The sequence below is a fragment of the Meridianimarinicoccus zhengii genome, from assembly GCF_003254465.1.
GTDB lineage: Bacteria > Pseudomonadota > Alphaproteobacteria > Rhodobacterales > Rhodobacteraceae > Meridianimarinicoccus > Meridianimarinicoccus zhengii.
Window position 1 is genome coordinate 1 of the sequence record NZ_QDFI01000010.1, and the last position, 20221, is coordinate 20221.

Consider the following 20221-nt stretch of genomic DNA (forward strand, 5'->3'; position numbering starts at 1 on the left):
ACCAGCGTCGCGATCCGGCCGTTGCCCGCCCGCGCCGCGCGGATCGCCGCCGCCCCGTCCCCCGCGACGCTGCCCGCATCCGCCGCGATGCGCGTCCAGTGGCTGACCGCGCGGCTGATCCCCGCAAGGTCCCCCTTCAGCGGGCTTTCATAGGCCTGATGCCGGGTCGCGTGATCCCCCACCACGTTCACGACACCCGACCCAGCCTTGCGCGCGTTGTGCAGGTTGGCGAGCGCATTGCCCAAGCCGGGACCAAGGTGCAGCAGCGTCGCCGCCACGTCCTGCTTCATGCGGAAATACCCGTCGGCAGCACCCGAGGCACCGCCCTCGAACAGGCACAGCACACAGCGCATCGCGGGATGGGCATCGAGCGCGCCCACGAAATGCATCTCGGACGTGCCGGGATTGGCGAAAACGGTATCGACGCCATGGGCCAGCAGGGTCTTCACAAGCGTCTCGGCACCGTTCATCGCGTCATCCGGTCTGGGTCAGGTCCGCGCAGACTAGACCGGCGCGCACATCCCTGCCAGCCGCAAACAATGATCCGGCTCGTCGGTGCCAGAATTCAAGATATATCACTTGAAAACATATTATTGGCGCGCGATCCTCATGTCACTGACACAAGCTCTGCAAGCGCCGCCAGCATCACCTCCACCCCCCGCAAGACATCGGGCCAGTCGGTCCATTCGCCGGGCGCGTGGCTGATCCCGCCGCGGCTGGGCACGAACACGAGCGCCGACGGGCAGAGCGTCTGCATGGTTTGCGCATCATGGCCCGCGCCTGACGGCATAGCCATCGCCACGTGCCCGCAACGTGCCGCGGCCCGCGCCAGCACGTCGCGCAGCCCGGCATCCAGCGCCACGGGGGCGATCCAGCTGCGGTCTTCCACCGCCGCCGTCAGCCCGTTCGCGGTGGTCGCCCCCGCGATCGCCGCCTCCAGTTCCGCGCGCAGCCCGCGCATCACCTCTTCGTCGGTGTCGCGCAGCACGACCGAGAACACGGCCCGCCCCGGAACCGTGTGCACCTCGTCCGGGCTCAGCGCGACCTTGCCGATGGTGATGCGCGACTGGTCGGTGCCGTGATCCGCGATCAGGCTCGGGATGCGCGCGCCGACCTGCGCCAGTCCCGCGAAGGCATCGGCGCGCATCTCCATCGGCGTCGTGCCCGAGTGGTTGGCCTGTCCCTCAAGCGTAACCTGCAACACGCTGCAGCCCGACACGGCCGTGACCAGCCCCGCGGGTATCCCGGCGGCTTCCAGCACCGGCCCCTGTTCGATGTGCAGTTCCAGAAACGCAGCGGCATGGCCGGGGGGCAGGGCGGCGCTGTCCGCCGCCGCCGGGTCCAGCCCCTGCGCGCGCATCGCATCCGTCAGCGCGACACCGTCGGCGTCATGCGCCTGTGCCACCCAGTCCGCACCTGCCAGCCCGGCCAGCGCCTGGCTGCCCAGCATCCCGCCGAAGCGGCCTTCCTCCTCGGCGGTGGCGACGACCTCGATGGCGCGGGCGGGCGAGACCTTCGCGTCCCGCAGCGCCCGCACGCATTCCAGCGCGACCGCGACCCCCAGCGCACCGTCGAACGCGCCCCCCTGCGGCACGGTGTCAAGATGCGACCCGACCAGGATCGCGGGCCCGTCCACCGGGCCGAACCGCCCGAAGACGTTACCGACCGCGTCGCGGCGCACCGCCAGCCCGTCGCGCGCCATCTGGTCCGCGAACCAGTCCCGCACGGCCATGTCGGCCTCGGAATAGCCCACCCGGTTGAAGCCGCCGGTCTCAGGATCGCGCCCGAACCCGTTGATCCCTTTGAGAAGCTCTTGCAGGCGGTCGGGGTCGATCCGAGGCACTGGCGTCTGTCCTTTCCTGTGCGGTTGCGCGGCCCGGTTTCCCGTCGCCGCGGTGACACCCCCGATCCGGGGCGCTTTTTTCGCCCCCAAGGGTTGCGCTGCCCCCGGTGACAAGGGGTAGTCTTGGAAAAAGCATAACAGGGAGAAAACCGATGAAACACCTCGTCAGGGGCGTTTTCCTGGGGCTGGCCATCGCGGTCGCCCCCATGGCGCAGGCCCAGACCCCACCCGGCGTGCTGGTGGTCGGCCAGATCGCGGAACCCAAGTCGCTCGACCCGCACGCGGTCACGGCGGTCAACGATTTCCGCATCCTGATGAACGTCTATGACGGGCTGGTGCGCTATGCCCCCGGCACGCTGGAGGTCGAACCGGCGCTGGCTGAAAGCTGGGAGGTGTCCGAGGACGGCACCGTTTATACCTTCACCCTGCGCGACGGCGTGACCTTCCACGACGGATCGGCGCTGACGGCGGACGTGGTGAAGTTCAATTTCGAACGGATGCTGAACGACGATCACCCCTTCGCCGATACCGGGCCGTTCCCGCTCGCCTTCTTCTTCTCGGCTGTCGAAAGCGTCGAGGCGCTGGACGACCTGACCGTGCGCTTCACGCTCAACGAACCCTACGCGCCGTTCCTGTCCAACCTCGCCTATCCCACGGGCCTGATCGTCAGCCAGGCCGCGGTGGAGGAGCACGGGGCCGATTTCGGGCGCAACCCGTCGGGCACCGGTGCCTACCGCGTCGTGGACTGGACCGCGAACCAGCGCGTCGTGGCCGAGGCCAACCCGGACTACTGGGACGGCGCGCCGGACCTTCAGGCCGTGATCTTCCGCCCCATCACCGACGCCAACACCCGCATCGCGGAAATGCTGTCGGGCGGGCTGGATGTCATGGTGGAGGTGCCCCCGGACGCGCTGGCGCAGTTCCGCGACGACGCAAGCTTCGAGGTGCTCGAACAGGCCGGGCCGCACCTGTGGTTCCTGATCCTGAACACCCGCGAAGGGCCGTTTGCGGACCAGCGCGTGCGGCAGGCCGCCAACTACGCCATCGACAAGACAGCCCTTGTGGAGGACATCCTGCAAGGCACCGCCGAGGTCGCGGCAAGTCCGACCCCGCCCGCCTTCGCCTGGGCCTATAACGAGGAGTTGGAACCCTATCCGCATGATCCCGACCGCGCCCGCGCGCTGCTGGCAGAGGCCGGGTATGACGGCGAGACCGTGACCTTCTTCGTGACCGAAGGCGGGTCCGGGATGCTCGACCCCGTGGCCATGGGCACGGCGATCCAGGCGGATCTGGAAGCGGTCGGCATGGACGTGGCCATCGAGACTTATGAATGGAACACCTTCCTCGGGCAGGTGAATCCCGGTCTCGAAGGCAAGGCCGACATGGCCGAGATGGCGTGGATGACCAACGACCCCGACACGCTGCCCTTCCTCGCCCTGCGGACCGAAGCGATGCCGGACAATGGCGGGTTCAACTCGGGCTACTATTCCAACCCGGAGGTGGATGAACTGCTGAACGAAGCCCGCACGGCCACGGACCAGGACCGCCGGGCGGAGCTCTACAAGCGGATGCAGACCATCGTGCAGGAAGAAGCCCCCTGGGTCTTCGTCGCCAACTGGAAACAGAACGCCGTGGTCAGCGACCGGGTCAGCGGGTTGAACCTCGAGCCGTCCTTCTTCCTGCTCCTGCAGGACGTGGCGAAGGATTGAAGACGGCCCGGATCGGTCAGGACCGGTCCGGGATGCATGCGGTTGGCGGTGGCGGGCTTGGCGTGTCCCGCACATAAGGAAACCTGGCCATGTGGTTCGACGACCTGAAGAAAGTGCTTGGCGATCATTATTCCAGCAATCATCCCGCGGATGTCGTCGGCTACTTGCGCGGTTCGAAGCAGCCCGGCGTCTGGCGCGTGATGGAGAATGCGGGGCGCGGGCAGATGATCGTTCTCGGCAACCGCCCGCCGACCGAAAAGGAATGGACGGCCGCCGGCGTGAACCAGCGCAGCGACCAGCACGCGATAGCCGTCACGGATCTCGCGGGCTTCCGGCTTCTCTACGGCGGGTTCATGTACCGGCCCTGGGGCATCATCGTCCCGGATTACGCAGAGGCGGACCGGTACTGGCCGTCGCAGCTGCAAAGCTGGACGCGGAATTTCATGCCGCCGACATGAGCGGGCATGGCACCGCGGCGCTGGCCGATCGAACGAGGAGTGACCGGCAACAATGATGGCCTACATCGCGAGACGGCTTCTTGCCGTGATCCCGGTCCTGTTCGGGCTGACGCTGATCGTGTTCTTCATCATGGCGCTGATCCCGGGCGACCCGGCGACAGCCATCCTCGGCTCCTACGCGACGCCCGAGAATGTCGAACGGCTGAACCGGCAGCTCGGGCTCGACCGGTCGCTGCCCGAGCAATACCTGATCTGGCTCGGGAACCTCATGCAGGGGGATCTCGGGCGGTCCTATTCGCTCAACCGCCCCGTGCTGGACGAGGTGACGGAACGCTTCGGCGCGACCCTGATCCTTGCGGGCACGTCGCTGCTGCTGTGTTCCATACTCGGGCTGCTGGCGGGGGTCGTGTCGGCGGTGCGGCAATACGGGCTCACCGACAAGATCGTGACCTTCGCGGTGCTCATCGGCATCTCCACCCCGTCCTTCTGGCTGGGGCTGCTGCTGATCCTCGTGTTCGCGGTGCAGTGGCGGCTGTTCCCCGCGTCGGGCATGTATGCCATCTACGGCGGGGGCGATCTGCCGGACCTGCTGCGCCACCTTTTCCTGCCCGCGGTCACCCTGTCGGTCGTGGCCACGGGCGTCATCGCGCGGCTGACCCGGACCGCGATGCTGGAGGTGCTGCGCCAAGACTACATCCGAACCGCCCGCGCCAAGGGGCTGCACGAGTCCCGCGTGATCTGGCGCCACGCCTTCAAGGCCGCACTCGTGGGCGTGATCCCCGTCATCGGCATCCAGGCGGGTTTCGTGCTGGGCGGGGCCGTCTATATCGAGACGGTGTTCCAGTGGCCGGGCATCGGGTCGATGCTGGTCACGGCAATCTCCACCCGCGACCTGTTGCTGGTGCAGGGCGGCGTTCTGGTGGTCGCCGCGGCCTATGTCCTGTTCAACCTTCTGGCCGATGTGGCGCAGACACTGCTCGACCCGCGGCTGCGCTGATGGCTGTCGCGTCAGCCCCGCCAAAGGCCCGCCGCACCACCCCGTGGTCGCTGCTCGCGCGCAACCAACTCGCCGTCGCGGGGCTGGCGGTGGTCGTCGCGGTGTGCCTGATCGCCCTCGCGGCCCCGATCCTGCCGCTCGCCGACCCCGACGCGACCGCCCCCGCGAACCGGCTCCTGCCGCCGGGCACGCCGGGCCACCCGCTGGGCACGGACGCGCTGGGGCGGGACCTCATGTCCCGGCTCATATGGGGCGCGCGGGTGTCCATCGCCGTGGGTCTTTCGGCCACGCTGATCGCCGCGTTCTTCGGCTCGCTCATCGGGCTGGTGGCGGGCTACGCGGGCGGGCGCGTGGACAACTGGCTGATGCGCGGCATCGACATGGTCATGGCCTTTCCCTACATCCTGCTCGCCCTCGCCATCGTCGCGGTGCTGGGGCCGGGGCTGCTGAACGCGCTCTACGCCATCGCCATCGTCAATGTGCCGTTCTTCGCCCGCAACATCCGCGGGATCACGCTCGGCCTCGCGCGGCGGGAATTCGTCGATGCCGCGCGCCTGTCGGGCAAGGGCCACGCGCGGATCGTGCTGACCGAGGTGCTGCCGAATGTCCTGCCGGTCATCGTCATCACCATGTCCACCACAGTGGGCTGGATGATCCTGGAAACGGCGGGGCTGTCTTTCCTCGGGCTCGGCGCGCAGCCCCCGCAGGCCGACCTCGGCTCGATGCTGGGGGAAGGGCGGCGCGTGCTCTTCACCGACCCACACGTGTCCATCGTGCCGGGGCTTGCGATCCTCGTGCTGGTCATGGGGATCAACCTGCTGGGCGACGGCATCCGCGACGTGCTGGACCCGCGACTGAAATCCGGCGCGCTCAGCCGCCCCGTGGCGCGCACCGCGGTACTGCGCGGCGCGGCCCCCGAGGCCCCCGCCCATCCCGGCGCCGTGCTGGAACTGCAGGGGCTGGAGACGCAGTTCCACGTGGGCGGGTCGGTCTACCGCGCCGTGGGCGGGGTGGACCTACATCTGCAACCGGGGGAATGCGTGGGGCTGGTGGGCGAAAGCGGGTCGGGCAAGTCGGTCACGGCCATGTCGGTGATGGGGCTCGTGCCCACGCCGCCGGGGCGCATCGCGGGCGGGGCCGCGTGGCTGGAGGGCACCGACATGTTCGCCATGACCGACGAGGACGTGCGTCTGCGCCGGGGCCGCGACGTGGCCCATGTCTTTCAGGACCCGCTGGGCACGCTGCACCCGCTCTACACCGTGGGCGACCAGATCGTGGAGGCGATCCAGGCCCACGCCCCGCTGCCGCGCCGCGACGCGGAGGCCAAGGCGCGCGACCTGCTCGCCCTCGTGCGCATCCCGAACCCCGGCGAGCGGATGGCGGCCTATCCGCACGAACTGTCGGGGGGCATGCGCCAGCGGGTCTGCATCGCCATGGCGCTGGCGAACGATCCCAAGGTGCTGATCGCGGACGAGCCCACGACCGCGCTCGACGTGACGGTGCAGGCGCAGGTGCTCACGCTGATGGACCGGCTGCGGCGCGACCGCGACAGCGCCATCCTGTTCATCACCCACGACTTCGGCGTCGTCTCGGCGATCTGCGACCGGGTGGCGGTGATGTATGCGGGCCGGATCGTGGAAACCGGCCCGACCGAGGCGGTGCTGGCGGCCCCCGCCCATCCCTATACCGACCGGCTGATCGCCTGCGTGCCGGTGCTGGGCGACCCGGACCGGCGGCTCGACGCGATCGAAGGGCGCCCACCCGTCGTCAACGCGCTGCCGAGGGGCTGCGCCTTCGCCGATCGCTGCCCGCGCGTGCGGGACGACTGCCGCGCCGCCGACATCGCGCTGATCGACCGCGGCAACGGGCGCGCGGTGCGCTGTCTCTTCCCGGTGGACGCCCCGGAGACCGGGCATGACTGAGCCTCTCGTGACCATGGACGGCGTGGGCCGCGTCTTCGGCGGCGGCAAGACGCTCTTCGGCAAGCCGCTGCCGGCGGTGCACGCGGTGCAGGACGTGTCGCTGCAGGTGGGGCAAGGCGAGACGCTCGGCATCGTCGGCGAATCCGGCTGCGGCAAGTCCACGCTGGCACGGATGCTCGTGGGGCTCGATACGCCCACGGGCGGGACGATCCGGTTGGGGGACACGGACTTGGTGGCCGAAGGGCGGCGCGACCCCGCGCGGCTGGCGCGGCGCGCGCAATACGTGTTCCAGGATCCCATCGCGTCCCTCAACCCGCGCAAGACGATCCGCACGATCCTCGAGGCCCCGCTGCGCCACCTCGTCGGCCTGTCCGGCGACGCGCGGGAAGCGCGGCTGGAGGCGCTGATGGCGCAGGTCAACCTCGCGCCGGAGTTCCTCGACCGCTACCCGCACGAGTTTTCCGGCGGGCAGGCGCAGCGCATCGGCATCGCCCGCGCGCTGGCCCCGGACCCGGCGCTGCTGGTGCTGGACGAACCGGTCTCGGCGCTCGACGTGTCGGTGCAGGCGCAGGTGCTGAACCTGCTGTCGGACCTGAAGGCGCGGCTGGGGCTGACCTATGTCTTCATCAGCCATGACCTGTCGGTGGTGGAAACGGTCTGCGACCGCGTCGCGGTGATGTATTTCGGCCGGGTGGTGGAAGTCGGGCCCGTCGACGCGATCTTCAACCGCCCGCGCCATCCCTACACGCGGCTGCTGCTGGACAGCGTGCCGGTGCCGGGGCGCAAGCCGAACGTGCCCGAGGACGCGAACACCGAACTGCCCGATCCCTACGACCCGCCGCCCGGCTGCGCCTTCCGCGCGCGCTGCCCCTGGGCCGTCGCCCGCTGCGCGACAGACCGCCCCGCGCTGGACGCAGGCCCCCACGCCGCGGCCTGCTGGGAAGCACCGCCGCCGGAGGCGGCCTGACCGGACGCCCCCAAGACTCCCACAGGATTCCTACAAGACTCCTACGGAACGCCGATACGGGTCCGTCGGGGATTCCGCATGGATCGGACACCTCACGCCCCGCGCCTCAGCGAAACAGGAAGGACAGCGTCAGCACCACACCCAGCACCGCCACGCCGATCCGCAGCGGGCGCTCCGGCAAACGTTTGGTCAGCGCAGCGCCGATATATCCGCCGAACAGCCCGCCCACCAACACACATCCCGCGGCGGTCCAGTCGGTGAAGCCCGACAGCATCATCGGGATCACCGCTGCGGACTGGATCGCGGCGGCAAACAGGTTCTTGGCCCCGTTCACCCGGCCAAGGCCAAGCCCGCTCGACGCCGACAGCACCGCGAGCAGCATAAACCCCATGCCCGCCCCGAAGAACCCGCCATAGAAGCCGATCAGCGCCAGCAGAACGCCCGTCGCGGCACGCAGCCTGTCCCCCGGAAACGCCCACCGCATGAAATCGGTGGTGCGCGGCCCCAGCACGATCGCCACGACTGCCAGGGCCAGCAGGCCCGGCACGACCTTCACGAAGACCTCGTTGCTGGAATTGACCATCACGACCGCGCCAAGCACCGATCCGACCAGCGCGGGGATCATCTGCCGCCCCAGCGCCCGCGCATCGGCCAGCAATTCCCGCCGGTAGAGCCAGACAGCGGGCAGTTGCGCGGGCCAGAGCGCCACGCCCTGCGTGACGTTCGCCGCGATGGGCGGCAACCCGGTGGCCAGCAGCATCGGGAACACGAACAGCTTCGCCCCGCCCGCCGCCGCGTTGACGGCACCGCCCACGACACCGGCGGCGATCAGGATCGCGATATCGAGGCTCATGGCGCGGGCCGATCTTCCCCGGCATCCTCTTCAAGGATCGCCGCCGTCAGGGCGAAATGTCGCTCAACAAGATCGCAGACGCGCTCCGCATCGCGGTCGAGCGCGGCGCGCGAGATCGCCGCGTGCTCCGCCCCGAGATCCCGCGAACCGAGCCGCTGGTAGACCGACGCGCGGCGGAAGCGTGCGCAATGGTCGTGCAGCCCCGCGCGCACCCGCAACAGCCAGCGCGACCCGCAGGCGGCCACGAGTGCGGCGTGAAATTCCGTGTTCGCCCGTTCCCAACTGTCCGGCACGGCCCCCGATGCGGCCGACAGCGCCGCGTCCTCCTTGGCCATGATGTAACTCGCGGCGACGACCCGCGCTTCCCAGTCGTTACCGCCATGGGCGATGGACAGGCGCAGGGCTTCCTTCTCGATGGCGGTGCGGGCGGTGTTGAGATCCGCGAATTCCGCGGGATCGAGCGGCGCGACGCGGAAACCCCGATTGCCTTCGGTCACGACAAGCCCGTCCTGCGCCAGTTTCTGCAGCGCCTCGCGCAGGGGCGTCGGACCGATCCCGTACAATGCCTTGAGCCGCTCGATCCGCAGCCGTTCCCGCGGCGGGCGTATTCCCGCGATGATGTCGTGGCGCAGCCCGCGATAGGCGGTGTCCACCAGCGTCTCGCCCTCGGCGGGGTGCAGCGTGTGCGTATCCATCTGTTCCGGATGTCCTACCCGAGAAAATCCTGCAACTGCATTTGACAGGCGCGCTTTCATATGTTTTGTATTTTTATCGATAAAAACTCGGAGTGTCGAGACAATGAAGCTGATTACCTTCGAGACCGGACAGGAAACCGCCGCCGGATATGTCGATGGCAGCGATGCGGTGATCTGCGTCACCGGTCCGGAGGCATTGCACGCCGTGCTGGCCTTCATCGAAGGCGACGCACGCACGCGGGCCGCTTGGCAGGACGCGGGCGCGCGGCGCGTGCCACTCACGGATATCCGTCTGCTGGCCCCGATGCCCGAACCGCGCCGGGACGTTTTCTGCGTCGGCAAGAACTACTACGCTCACGCGGCCGAATTCTTCGGCAGCGGCTTCGATTCCAGCGCGAAGGAAGAGGTCCCGTCGCACCCGGTGATCTTCACCAAGGCCACGACCAGCGTCTGCGGGCCGGGCACGGTGGTGAAAGGGTCGCTCGACCACACGGGGTCTGTGGATTACGAGGGCGAACTGGGCGTCGTGATCGGCAAGCGGTGCTTCAACGTATCGAAGGACTCGGCGCTCGATCACGTGTTCGGCTATGTGACCATCAACGACGTGACATCGCGCGAATTGCAGAAGCGGCACAACCAGTGGGTCATCGGCAAGGGGATCGACACGTTCTGCCCGATAGGCCCGTGGATCGCCACCGCGGACGAGGTGGGCGACGTGACCGCACTTGAGCTTGTGACCGAGATCAACGGGGAGGAGCGCCAACGCGCGAAGGTGGCCGACCTGATCTTCGACGTGCCCACGTTGATCGAAACCATGTCGCGCACGATGACGCTCTTGCCCGGTGACATCATCGCCACGGGCACGCCGGTGGGCGTGGGGATCGGGTTCACGCCGCCAAAATACCTGCAGGCGGGCGACCGGATGCGCGTTACCATCACGGGGCTTGGCACGCTGGAAAACGAGATCGGCTGAAGCCGGCAAGACGCACCCGCAACGACATCAAGGGAGGAAGACATGCGCAAACTGCTGACGACAACCGTGACCGCGCTCATGGGGCTGGCCGCGACGGCGCAGGCCCAGGACGGGTATTTCGCGGGCAAGACGATCGACGTGATCGTGCCCTTCGGGACCGGCGGGGCCACGTTCGTGTCCGCCAAGTTTCTGGAGCCGTATTTCGAGAAACACCTGCCCGGCAATCCGCAGATCAACGTGATCGACCGGCCCGGCGGCGGATCGATCCTCGGGGCCAACTGGTTCGAAGAAAACGCGCGGGCCGACGGCACAACGGTGCTGTTCACGACGTCTTCCACCGCCAATCCGTTCGTTCTGGGGCAGGAGGGTGTCGAATACCGGCTGTCCGAGTATCGCGTCGCCTACAGCCACCCGTTCAGTTCGGTCGCCTATGTGGCGCCCTCGACCGGCGTGACCGGCGCCGACGACATCCGCGAGTCCTCCGAACCGCTGCTTTATGGCGGCATCGCCGCGGCCGCGTCGGACCTGCCGGCACTTTTGTCCTTCGAGGTTCTGGGTCTCGACGTGCGGTCGGTGCTGGGCTTCAACGGGCGCGGGCCGGTGCGGCTGGCGTTCGAGCAGGGCGAGGTGAATATCGACTACCAGTTCACCCCGGTCTGGCTGACGCAGGTCGTCCCCTCGGTGGAAGAGGGGCGCGCGGTGCCGCTCTGGACCGGTGGCGCGATGGAAAACGGCGTGCTCAGCGCGCGCGACCCCATCGCCCCCGACCTCCCCTCGGTCTACGAGGTCTACGAGCGCATGAACGGCGAAGCCCCGTCCGGCATAGAATGGGACGCTTTCCAGGGCATCGCGTCGGTGACATACGCCTACGGGCTGACCGGTTACCTGCATCCCGATGCCCCGCAGGAGGCGCTCGATGCCTATGCGGAAGCCGTCGCCGCCATCAACGCCGACCCCGAATTCCAGGCCGAAAGCCAGGAAGTCACGGGCGGGGCGCGGCTCAGCGCGGGTCCGGACACGGAAGCCGCAGTTAAGGCCGCGCTGTCTCCGTCGGACGAGGTACGTGCTTATCTCCGCAACCTCCTGAGCGAGAAATACGGCGTGAATTTCTGAGTGAGGGTTCCGCCGTTCTGGACGCGGACCGCCCCCCGGTCCGCGTCCTGTCCTTTTGTTCCGTCCCCAGTTTCCGGATCACACCATGATCGATACCGCGCTTGTCGCGCTCGACTCCCTGTTCGACCCGATGCGCCTTGCGGCGCTCTTTGCGGGCATGCTCGTAGGCGGCGTCTTCGGCATGCTGCCGGGCTTGGGCGGGGTCGCCGCCGTGTCGATCCTGCTGCCCTTCATCTATTATCTCGACGACTATTCGGGCCTGGCGATGCTGCTGGGTGCGGTGTCCATCGTCTACACCTCTGACACGATCACGTCGGTTCTGCTGGGCGCGCCCGGCTCTCCGGCCTCCGCGCCCACGGCCATCGAGGGGCACGCTCTGGCCAAGCAGGGGCAGGCGGCGCGCGCGCTGGGTGTCGGGTTTCTTGCATCCATGGTGGGGGGGCTCGTCGGGTCGCTGGTGCTGTTCTTCGCCATCCCCATCGCCGGGCCCATCGTGTTGATGCTGTCCACGCCAGAGCTGTTCATGCTGGCGCTGGTCGGCCTGTTCTTTGCTTCGTCCATGATCGGCAAGGATCTCGCCAAGGGGCTGGCCGCGGCCGCGCTTGGCGTGCTCTTGGGCGTGGTCGGCCCGGCGCAGGCGGCGGCGGATTTCCGGTTCACCTTCGGGCAGGTCTATCTGCTCGACGGGTTCTCGCTGACCATCGTGGCGCTGGGGCTGTTCGGCGTGGCCGAGGTGATCTCAATGCTCGCCGCCGGGGGCGGGATCAGCCACCAGCGCATGGAGGTCAGCCACTGGGGCGCGGGCTTCCGCGACTTCTGGGCCAACAAATGGCTCGTGCTGCGGGCATCGCTGATCGGCGTTCTGGGCGGCTTCGTCCCTGCGGTGGGGGCGTCCGCGTCCACCTGGGTCGCTTACGGGCATGCGATCCGGTCCACCAAGGACAAGTCGAAATTCGGCAAGGGCGAGATCCGCGGCGTCGCCGCCTCCGAAGGCGCGAACAACGCCACCGTGATCTCGGACCTTGTCCCGACCTTGCTGTTCAGCGTGCCGGGCGGACCGGCGGCGGCGATCTTCCTCGGCGCGCTGTTTTCCTTCGGCTACTATCCCGGGCCCCGGATGATCACGCAGAACCCGGACCTGATGTTTCTCATCGTGTGGTCCGTGGCGCTGAGTTCCATCGTGGGCGCCGCACTGTGCTTCGCGGTCACGCCGATGCTGGCGCGGCTGACGCGCATCCCGTTTGCCATAATCGCGGCGCCGCTCGTGCTCATCATGGTCATCGGGGCATACCAAGCGACGTCCACCATGGGCGATATCTTCATGCTCTTCACGCTGGGTGCGCTCGGCTGGCTGATGAAGCATGGCGGCTGGCCCCGTGCGCCTGCGCTGGTCGGCTTCGTGCTGTCCGGACCGATGGAGCAGTATTTCTGGCTGACCAACCAGATTCACGGCTGGACATGGCTGACCCGTCCCGGCGTGCTCGTGATCGCGTCGATTATCGTGATCCCGCTGCTGATGCAGGGCTGGCGGTGGCTGCGGCAGCGTCGCGTGGCGGAAATAGCAGAACCCGACGACGCCGCCGAAGTGCCCGGAGCCGACGCCAATCGCAGCATCGCGCTGGTTCTGGCGACGGTCGGTGCCGTGATGTTCGCCTATGCGCTTTGGGAGACATTCACCTTCAACCCGGCCTCGCGGCTGATGCCGTTGCTGGCCATCGTGCCAGGCCTGCCGCTCACCCTGTGGCTGGCGTGGCGCGGCGTGCGCGAATACCGCGACGATTTCGCCCGCGACGGGGGCGAGCTTGTCATTCTTGCCGTGCTGCTGGCCTACGCCGTCGCGGTCTGGGCCGTCGGCCTGACCGTGCCGACCCTCGCGCTGATCGCGTGGATGCTTCTCGTGCGCGCGCAGATGCGGGTCCGGAGTGCGGCGGTCTACGGCGCGGCGGTCTTCGCGGTCGTCTGGCTTCTGTTCGACATCATGCGCGGCGACCCGCCTGTCGGCGCCCTCATTCCCCTCAGCTGAAAGGCTTTCCCATGTCCGACATGATCGACCCCGACATCATCGAACCGAGCATCGACCCGAAGACCAGGAAAATCGGCGTGCGCCATGTGAAGGCCACGAACGCAAGCGGCACACGCACGAAGATCCAGGTGCGGGACTTCGCGCCGGTCTACACGGACGAACCGGCCTCGCTTGGCGGGTCCAACACGGCACCAAGCCCGCTGGAAACCGTGCTTGTGGCGCTGGTCGGCTGCGACGGGGTCATCATCCACGGCGTGGCGACCGCCATGGGCTTCGACTATGCCGGCGTGGATTTCGCCTGCGAAAGCCAGATCGACGTGCGCGGGCCGAAGGGTGTGCCAGGCATCCGACCGTATTTCGAAAGCGGCAAGCTGGACATCACGGTCTATACCGACGAATCCGAGGCGCGGTTCGCGCAACTTTGCCGCAACGTGGAGTTCCGCTGCCCGGTGATGAACCTTCTGGCGGCGGCGCAGGTGGACATGGACGTGACATGGACCCGCAAGCCTGCCGCAGCGTACACGGGATCGGTGGACTGACGCGCCCTGCATCGGTGTGGCCGGGGTCGCCTTTGCCCGGCCATCCGGACAGGTAACGTGCGCGCAACAGGCATCATCGTTCAGAAATTACCATAATGTGCGTTCTGACGGATGGCGCCGAGCCATGCGTATCGCGCGGAACGTCATTTACGTCAGCGTCTCCGCCCTGATTGGCGCCGGGCGTGCCATCGGTCCGCTGCTGCGCGTCCGAACGGGCACAAAAGCGCCCGGCCAGCCGGTCGGGACCCTGCCGCTCCGTTGCTGCAGGCCGGTGCGGCGCTTGTCAGCCGGGCACGGTCGCGCGTGGCGCCGACGTTCCCGGCAGTTCGATGTTGATTTCCAGCGTCGAGAAATCGTCGCCCGGTTCGATCCGGATATCGACATTGTCATCGCCGATGCGCATGTGGCGCTTGATGCTTTCCAGGATGTCGCGCTGGATGAGCGGCAGCACATCCGGACCCGCCCGGCCGGAACGTTCATGGGCGAGCAGGATCTGAAGCCGGTCGCGCGCGGCCCCGGCGGAGGTATCGGGACGCGCCTTGCGGAAGAAGCCGAACATGTTCACGCCTCCCGGCCCATGAGACGCTGGAACAGGCCCGGGCGTTCGGGCTTCTGGATACGCATCTCGATCTGCTCACCCATGAGCCGCGACACTGCATCCTCGTAAGCCTTGGCTGCCGTCGACTTGCCGTCCAGGACGACCGGCGACCCGACGTTCGACGCACGCAGCACCGCCGTGCTTTCCGGGATGATGCCCAGAAGCGGGATCGCCAGGATTTCGAGGATGTCGTCAAGCGGCAGCATCTCGCCCTTGGCCACGCGGTTGGCGTCGTACCGGGTCAGCAGCAGGTGCGGCTTGACCGGGTCCGCCCCGGTTTCGGCCCGGCGGGTCTTGCTGCTCAGCAGACCCAGCACCCGGTCGCTGTCGCGCACCGACGACACTTCGGGGTTGGTCACCACAACGGCCTCGTCCGCGAAATACATCGCCATCTGCGCGCCGCGCTCGATCCCCGCCGGGCTGTCGCACACGACATAGTCGAACTGCTCGCGCAATTCGTCGAGGATCTTCTCGACACCGTCCTGCGTCAGCGCATCCTTGTCCCGTGTCTGGGACGCGGGCAGGATCGACAGGTTGTCGAGCCGCCTGTCCTTGATCAGCGCCTGGTTCAGCTTCGCCTCGCCCTGGATGACGTTGATGAAGTCGAACACCACGCGCCGCTCGCAGCCCATGATCATGTCGAGATTGCGCAGGCCCACGTCGAAATCGATGACGCAGGTGCTCTTGCCGCGCAGGGCGAGGCCCGCGCCGATAGCGGCGGTGGACGTGGTCTTGCCCACGCCGCCCTTGCCGGAGGTCACAACGATGATCTTGCCCAAGGTCCGTCCACTCCTGATGATTACTTGAAAGGTTCCACGCAGAGCGTGTCATCCCGCAGGAAGGCCTGCGTCCGCAGTTTCAGAACCGCGGGATCGAAATTGTCGCTGGTCTGATAAAGTCCGGCGATGGCAATGAGTTCCGCTTCGAAGCTCTGGCAGAACACGCGCGCGTCAAGGTTGCCATTCACGCCCGCCAGGGCCCGGCCGCGCAAGGGGCCGTAGACATGGATGTTGCCATGGGCGACCAGTTCCGCGCCGGGGCTGACCGAGCCCACGACGATCAGGTCGCCCCGGTCCGCAAAGACCCGCTGGCCCGACCGCACGGGTTCGGTCACGATCAGCGCTTCTCCCGGGCCGTCGGCATCCGTCGCCGCGGCCGGCTCCTCTGCCGCGGCAGTTTCGCCCGCGCGGGGCCGCGCCGAGGTGTCGAACGCCGCATCGCGCCCGCCCTGAAGGGCCAGAAGCCCGGCATGGGATGCCGCGACCGATTGCTGTTCGGTGCCGTTCTGGATGCCGATGGCGAACAGGCGGCGGTTGCGCATCTCGCGCGCGAGCCGCAGGAAATCCGCCTTGTCCAGCAGGGACGGTGCCAGTTGCACGTCGATGACCAGCGGTGCCCCGACGAAGAAATGGGGCGCCTGCCGGATCATCAGGTCGAGCGCGTCGTAGAACGCCGGACCCAGCGGCCCGGCCAGCTTCACGACCACGGCGGTCAGGAAACGGCTACGTAGGTGAAACGCCGCCGGAACGGGTTCGTAGACCTCAACAGGGCCAGCCTGTGGACTGGGTGACGACACGGGTTTTCCTTGCTGCTCGCTGAGGCGGATTCGGACCGCTCTTGACCTGCGGTGTATCAAACTCGGGACGAAGCGCAACGGATCCCGGCGCGAAAGGCCGCATCTGAGCGCCCGATGGCCGAAAAGCGGCGCCAGACGCCCGAGGACGGCGCAAAATCGCCAGCCCGCCGCAAGGACCGGCTGCATCCCCTGCCGCTTGCCCCGGTAGCAGCGGCCGCACGCCCCGATCGAGTGCCGCCCGTGCCCGAAACGGGATCAGCGATCGCCCGTCCGGGCGGCTTCCCGTGCGAGGGCCTGAAACCGGGTGAACAACTCATGGCGCTGTGCATGCCATGCCGCGGTATCGCCGGTGGCGGGGTCGTGAACGCGCACGCAGCGCGACATGGCCGCCATCGCCGTAACGCAGTCGGGATATCGCCCGGCGGCCATCGCGCCCAGCATGGCAGACCCGAGCAACACCGGTTCGTCGGTCTCAGGGGCGGCGACAGGCAGGCCGGTCGTATCCGCGAGCGTCTGGCGCACCAGGTCGCTGCGCCCCGCGCCCCCGCTGATGACCATGGACCGGACCTGCGCGCCCGCACTGGCCTGCGCCTCCACGATCTGGCGCAACCCGTAGGCCAGGCCCATGAGGCTCGCGAGATACAGGTCCACGAGACTTTCGACACTGTCTTCCATCCCCAGCCCCGCCACCACGGCACGGGTGCGGGGATCGGCGAAGGGTGCGCGATTGCCAAGGAATTCCGGCACCACGTGCAGCCGGGCCGCCCGGCGCAGGATCTGCGCGGGCGTCTCGCCGCCGGCTTCGGCCAGCTGTGCCAGCCAGTCGGGCAGCGACAGGCCCTCGGCCGCCGCCGTGGCGGATGCGGCGGCGCTGGCGGGGTGGTGACGCAGCAATTGCGCGATGGCGGCCCCGGCGGCGGATTGCCCGCCTTCGTTCAGCCACATGCCCGGCACCATCGCGGAATGATAAGGTCCCCAGACACCCGGCACGAACACCGGATCCCGCGTCGTCGTCATGGTGCAGGACGACGTGCCGAAGACATAGGCCATCCGGTCCTCTGGCCGCGCGCCGGGGGCGCCCACGGTGCCGATCCCGCCTGCATGGGCATCGATCAGCCCCGCGCCGACCGGCGTGCCCGCCGGCAGGCCCATGTCCGCGGCGGCGTCCGGCGTAAGCCCCTGCCCCAGCGGCGTGCCTGCATCGACGACATCGGTGCCGATCCGCGCGAAGCCGTCGTCGGCAAGGGCACCGAGCCCGATGTCCCGGAAATACGCGGCGTCCCAGCCGCCCGCGTTGCGCACATAGGTCCATTTGCACGTCACCGTGCAGATCGACCGTGCCAGCGATCCGGTCGCGCGCCATGTCAGAAAATCGGTGAGATCGAAAAACTGCCAAGCGGCGTCGAAGGTGTCCGGGTTGTTTTCCTTCAGCCACAGAAGTTTCGGCGTCTGCATCTCGGGCGAGATTACGCCACCCACGTAGCGCAGCACGTCGTACCCGCCCGCATTGATCCGTGCCGCCTGATCCAGCGCGCGGTGGTCCATCCACACGATGATATCGCGGTCCGCATCCCCGCCGGGGCTGACCGTCAGGGGCGTGCCGCCCTGCCCCAGGACCACCAGCGAACAGGTTGCGTCGAACCCGATGCCGCCCACGGTCGCAGGGTCGATCCCCGCCGCCGCCACGCTGTCGCGGGTGGCCCCTGCCACCGCCGCCCAGATATCGGCAGAGGACTGTTCGATCCGGTTCCCCGCACCGTGATACAGGACGATGTCGCGCTTCGCGGTGCCCAACAGGTGCCCGGCATCATCGAACACGCCGGCCCGCGCACTGCCGGTGCCCACGTCGATCCCGATGAAATGCGCCCCGGTCACAGGTCGCACCCATGGGGCAGGATCGTCATGTCGCGGATCACCACACCCGCGGGCCGCGTGACCATGAACAGTACCGCCTCGGCCACCTCGGTCGGCTCCATCAGGCTTTGGCTTGCGAGTGCTTCCTCCATCTTGGCCTTGGGCCAATCGTCCAGCAGCGCGGTGATGACCGGGCCCGGCAGAACGGCGCCCATGCGCACGTTGTGCGGGATCAACTGCCGCCGGGTGGTGTGAACGAAGGCCTGCACGGCGAATTTCGACGCGGTGTAGATCGGTTCCCACACCACGGGCACGACGCCCGCCACCGACGAGGTGAAGACCACGTCGCCCGATTTGCGGTCCACCATGTGCGGCAGTACCGCGTGGACCGACCGGAAGGCGGCATTTACGTTCAGGTTCAGCACCCGGTCCCAGTGATCCGGGTCGCCGTCCAGCACGGCACCGCCCACATAGGCCCCCGCATTGGCGTGGAAGATGTCGAGCTGCCCGGTCGGTTCCAGCAGCCGCGGCAGCATGGCCGATACCGCCGCCCCGTCCATCAGGTCCAGCGTCACTGCATGGGCGCGTGTGCCCATCTCGGCCACCAGCGTCTCCAGCCGCGCCGCGTCGCGGTCGATCAGGATCACGTCAGCCCCCGCGCCGTGCAGCGCCCCCGCGCATGCCAGGCCAATGCCCGACGCGGCGCCCGTGATCGCGGCGGTCTTGCCGTCCAGTCGGTTGGTCATGGGGTCCCTCCCTTGGGCGTCAGATGCTAGAATACCCGCCCTCGATCATCACGATCTCGCCGTTCACCAGGTCCGACGCGGGCGATGCGAGATAAAGCGCCAGATCCGCGATCTCCACCGGTTGGCCGAACCGCCCCAGCGGTGTGCGGGCGATGAACGGGTCGCGCTTTTTCGGCGCAGACCAGAGCCGTTCGCCCATCTCGGTCAGCACGACCGTGGGACAGATGGCGTTGACCTGCACGTTATGGGGCGCGGCTTCGACCATCAGCGATTTCGTCAGCGCGTTCAGCCCGCCCTTGGACGTCGCATAGGCCGCGTGATCCGCCAGCGCGATCACCCCGGTCTGGGACGAGATGTTGACGATCTTGCCCATGCACCGCGCCATCATGCCGGGCAGCAGCGCCTGTGCCAGCAGGAAGGGCGCGGTCAGGTTCACCGCGAGCGTTCGGTCCCAGTCGGCGGGGTCAAAGCCCAGCACCGGCCCGGTCAGCGCGATCCCCGCGGAATTCACGAGGATGTCGATGCGCGGATGGGCGGCAAGCGCCTGCGCCGCCACCTCCGCCGTCTCGGACGCCGACGCGAGATCGCCCGTGACGGCCGTGAACCGCCGCCCGCAGGCTGTCACCCGTTCGCCAAGCGCCGCCAGCCGGTCGGCATCGCGCCCGTGGCCGATGATGTCGGCGCCCGCATCGGCGAAAACCTCAGCGATGGCGGTGCCGATGCCAGACGACGCGCCGGTAACCAGCGCGGTGCGGCCTTCAAGGCTGAAACGGCGGGTCCAGTCGCGCACAGTCATTCGAGGTTCGTATGCCGTGCGCGCATATCCTCGGGCGCAACGCCAAGCCGGTCGCGCAGGTCCAGTACCAGCAACTCGAACACGAGGAACATCAGCGCCTCGAAAAGCGACCCCATGGGCAGGATCGACGTTGAAGCAGCACCCTGATCCGCCGCCATTGTCTGCGCGGGGATGTGCAGCACAAGGTCAGCCGCGCGCGGTACGGCGCCTTCCGGCTCGGCTGTGACACAGACCACGCGCGCGCCAGCGGTGGTCGCCACCCCGCACAAGGCGGCTACAGTCGAAAAATGCCCCGGCCCCGCGCTGACCAACAGCACGTCCCCCGGCCCCAGCGGCGGCGCGGTCATGTCGCCCACCACATGCGCGTCAAGCCCGAGGTGATGAAGCCGCATCGCCAGAGCCTTCATCATCAGCCCTTCGCGCCCGACCCCGTAACAGGCGATCCGCCCGGCCCCTGCCAGCGCCTGCGACACCGGCCCAAACTGATCCAGCACCGCAGGCGCAAGACCGGGGCGCAATTCCTCCAGCAGCCGGTCCGCAAATGTCGCCGCGTCCATCG

Annotated in this window: 20 protein-coding genes; 9 read left to right on the top strand and 11 right to left on the bottom strand. The window is 68.2% G+C overall.

What is annotated here, in order from left to right:
* A partial coding sequence (locus DDE13_RS04910; protein WP_268951227.1) for a thiamine pyrophosphate-binding protein occupies window positions 1–470 on the bottom strand: 470 nt, incomplete at its 3' end.
* 137 nt (window positions 471–607) lie between these two features.
* Window positions 608–1843, bottom strand: a complete 1236-nt coding sequence (locus tag DDE13_RS04915) for a Zn-dependent hydrolase (protein ID WP_111402029.1) — start codon at window positions 1841–1843, stop codon at window positions 608–610.
* Window positions 1844–1995: 152 nt separating this feature from the next.
* Between DDE13_RS04915 and DDE13_RS04920 the strand changes: the two genes are divergently transcribed.
* From DDE13_RS04920 to DDE13_RS04940, 5 genes are all read left to right on the top strand, one after another.
* Window positions 1996–3552: an ABC transporter substrate-binding protein gene (locus DDE13_RS04920; RefSeq protein WP_111402031.1), complete on the top strand. Its 1557-nt coding sequence runs from the start codon at window positions 1996–1998 to the stop codon at window positions 3550–3552.
* 89 nt (window positions 3553–3641) lie between these two features.
* Window positions 3642–4010: a hypothetical protein gene (locus DDE13_RS04925; protein WP_111402033.1), complete on the top strand. Its 369-nt coding sequence runs from the start codon at window positions 3642–3644 to the stop codon at window positions 4008–4010.
* A 52-nt stretch (window positions 4011–4062) separates the two neighbouring features.
* Complete coding sequence (locus DDE13_RS04930) at window positions 4063–5007, top strand: ABC transporter permease (protein ID WP_111402035.1); 945 nt, start codon at window positions 4063–4065, stop codon at window positions 5005–5007.
* On the top strand, window positions 5007–6929 hold the full coding sequence (locus DDE13_RS04935) for a dipeptide/oligopeptide/nickel ABC transporter permease/ATP-binding protein (protein ID WP_111402037.1): 1923 nt from the start codon (window positions 5007–5009) through the stop codon (window positions 6927–6929). The genes DDE13_RS04930 and DDE13_RS04935 overlap by 1 nt, the downstream gene beginning before the upstream one ends.
* The gene (locus DDE13_RS04940; RefSeq protein ID WP_111402039.1) at window positions 6922–7896 is read left to right on the top strand and encodes an ABC transporter ATP-binding protein; all 975 of its coding nucleotides are present in this window, start codon (window positions 6922–6924) and stop codon (window positions 7894–7896) included. The genes DDE13_RS04935 and DDE13_RS04940 overlap by 8 nt, the downstream gene beginning before the upstream one ends.
* A gap of 106 nt (window positions 7897–8002) precedes the next feature.
* On the opposite strand, the gene DDE13_RS04945 is transcribed toward DDE13_RS04940, so the two are convergent.
* Together DDE13_RS04945 and DDE13_RS04950 are read right to left on the bottom strand one after the other, a co-directional pair.
* Complete coding sequence (locus DDE13_RS04945; protein ID WP_111402041.1) at window positions 8003–8749, bottom strand: sulfite exporter TauE/SafE family protein; 747 nt, start codon at window positions 8747–8749, stop codon at window positions 8003–8005.
* On the bottom strand, window positions 8746–9444 hold the full coding sequence (locus DDE13_RS04950; protein WP_111402043.1) for a GntR family transcriptional regulator: 699 nt from the start codon (window positions 9442–9444) through the stop codon (window positions 8746–8748). Before DDE13_RS04950 ends, DDE13_RS04945 begins: the two co-directional genes overlap by 4 nt.
* 103 nt (window positions 9445–9547) lie before the next feature.
* Between DDE13_RS04950 and DDE13_RS04955 the strand changes: the two genes are divergently transcribed.
* The 4 genes from DDE13_RS04955 (at window position 9548) to DDE13_RS04970 (ending at window position 14092) form a co-directional block, all read left to right on the top strand.
* Window positions 9548–10417, top strand: a complete 870-nt coding sequence (locus DDE13_RS04955) for a fumarylacetoacetate hydrolase family protein (RefSeq protein ID WP_111402045.1) — start codon at window positions 9548–9550, stop codon at window positions 10415–10417.
* A 42-nt stretch (window positions 10418–10459) separates the two neighbouring features.
* Window positions 10460–11530 (top strand): hypothetical protein, encoded by a 1071-nt coding sequence (locus tag DDE13_RS04960; protein ID WP_111402047.1) that lies wholly within the window; start codon window positions 10460–10462, stop codon window positions 11528–11530.
* 85 nt (window positions 11531–11615) lie between these two features.
* Window positions 11616–13553, top strand: a complete 1938-nt coding sequence (locus DDE13_RS04965) for a tripartite tricarboxylate transporter permease (protein ID WP_111402049.1) — start codon at window positions 11616–11618, stop codon at window positions 13551–13553.
* Between the two features lie 11 nt (window positions 13554–13564).
* A complete protein-coding gene (locus tag DDE13_RS04970; RefSeq protein ID WP_111402051.1) occupies window positions 13565–14092 on the top strand; it encodes an OsmC family protein in 528 nt (175 codons plus the stop codon).
* A 283-nt stretch (window positions 14093–14375) separates the two neighbouring features.
* Here DDE13_RS04970 and minE read toward each other — a convergent pair whose 3' ends face one another.
* From minE to DDE13_RS05005, 7 genes are all read right to left on the bottom strand, one after another.
* Window positions 14376–14651, bottom strand: coding sequence for a cell division topological specificity factor MinE (gene minE / locus DDE13_RS04975; RefSeq protein WP_111402053.1), 276 nt, complete (start codon window positions 14649–14651; stop codon window positions 14376–14378).
* A gap of 2 nt (window positions 14652–14653) precedes the next feature.
* Window positions 14654–15469: a septum site-determining protein MinD gene (minD, locus tag DDE13_RS04980; RefSeq protein ID WP_111402055.1), complete on the bottom strand. Its 816-nt coding sequence runs from the start codon at window positions 15467–15469 to the stop codon at window positions 14654–14656.
* Window positions 15470–15489: 20 nt separating this feature from the next.
* Window positions 15490–16266, bottom strand: coding sequence for a septum site-determining protein MinC (gene minC / locus DDE13_RS04985; protein ID WP_162630860.1), 777 nt, complete (start codon window positions 16264–16266; stop codon window positions 15490–15492).
* A gap of 255 nt (window positions 16267–16521) precedes the next feature.
* Window positions 16522–18150 (bottom strand): FGGY-family carbohydrate kinase, encoded by a 1629-nt coding sequence (locus tag DDE13_RS04990; protein ID WP_111402059.1) that lies wholly within the window; start codon window positions 18148–18150, stop codon window positions 16522–16524.
* Window positions 18138–18866 (bottom strand): SDR family oxidoreductase, encoded by a 729-nt coding sequence (locus DDE13_RS04995; RefSeq protein ID WP_111402061.1) that lies wholly within the window; start codon window positions 18864–18866, stop codon window positions 18138–18140. The genes DDE13_RS04990 and DDE13_RS04995 overlap by 13 nt, the downstream gene beginning before the upstream one ends.
* Before the next feature lie 19 nt (window positions 18867–18885).
* Complete coding sequence (locus DDE13_RS05000) at window positions 18886–19662, bottom strand: SDR family NAD(P)-dependent oxidoreductase (protein WP_111402063.1); 777 nt, start codon at window positions 19660–19662, stop codon at window positions 18886–18888.
* The gene (locus tag DDE13_RS05005; protein ID WP_111402065.1) at window positions 19659–20219 is read right to left on the bottom strand and encodes an SIS domain-containing protein; all 561 of its coding nucleotides are present in this window, start codon (window positions 20217–20219) and stop codon (window positions 19659–19661) included. Before DDE13_RS05005 ends, DDE13_RS05000 begins: the two co-directional genes overlap by 4 nt.
* Window positions 20220–20221: the final 2 nt, after the last annotated feature.

Bases quoted from the DNA above. Each gene is read 5' to 3' on its own strand.
- DDE13_RS04925 (WP_111402033.1), top strand. From the start codon at position 3,642: ATGTGGTTCGACGACCTGAAGAAAGTGCTTGGCGATCATTATTCCAGC.
- DDE13_RS04970 (WP_111402051.1), top strand. From the start codon at position 13,565: ATGTCCGACATGATCGACCCCGACATCATCGAACCGAGCATCGACCCG.
- DDE13_RS04965 (WP_111402049.1), top strand. From the start codon at position 11,616: ATGATCGATACCGCGCTTGTCGCGCTCGACTCCCTGTTCGACCCGATG.
- DDE13_RS04995 (WP_111402061.1), bottom strand. From the start codon at position 18,866: ATGACCAACCGACTGGACGGCAAGACCGCCGCGATCACGGGCGCCGCG.
- DDE13_RS04940 (WP_111402039.1), top strand. From the start codon at position 6,922: ATGACTGAGCCTCTCGTGACCATGGACGGCGTGGGCCGCGTCTTCGGC.
- DDE13_RS04950 (WP_111402043.1), bottom strand. From the start codon at position 9,444: ATGGATACGCACACGCTGCACCCCGCCGAGGGCGAGACGCTGGTGGAC.
- DDE13_RS04930 (WP_111402035.1), top strand. From the start codon at position 4,063: ATGATGGCCTACATCGCGAGACGGCTTCTTGCCGTGATCCCGGTCCTG.
- minE (WP_111402053.1), bottom strand. From the start codon at position 14,651: ATGTTCGGCTTCTTCCGCAAGGCGCGTCCCGATACCTCCGCCGGGGCC.
- DDE13_RS04935 (WP_111402037.1), top strand. From the start codon at position 5,007: ATGGCTGTCGCGTCAGCCCCGCCAAAGGCCCGCCGCACCACCCCGTGG.
- DDE13_RS05005 (WP_111402065.1), bottom strand. From the start codon at position 20,219: ATGGACGCGGCGACATTTGCGGACCGGCTGCTGGAGGAATTGCGCCCC.
- DDE13_RS05000 (WP_111402063.1), bottom strand. From the start codon at position 19,662: ATGACTGTGCGCGACTGGACCCGCCGTTTCAGCCTTGAAGGCCGCACC.
- DDE13_RS04955 (WP_111402045.1), top strand. From the start codon at position 9,548: ATGAAGCTGATTACCTTCGAGACCGGACAGGAAACCGCCGCCGGATAT.
- DDE13_RS04945 (WP_111402041.1), bottom strand. From the start codon at position 8,749: ATGAGCCTCGATATCGCGATCCTGATCGCCGCCGGTGTCGTGGGCGGT.
- DDE13_RS04920 (WP_111402031.1), top strand. From the start codon at position 1,996: ATGAAACACCTCGTCAGGGGCGTTTTCCTGGGGCTGGCCATCGCGGTC.
- DDE13_RS04960 (WP_111402047.1), top strand. From the start codon at position 10,460: ATGCGCAAACTGCTGACGACAACCGTGACCGCGCTCATGGGGCTGGCC.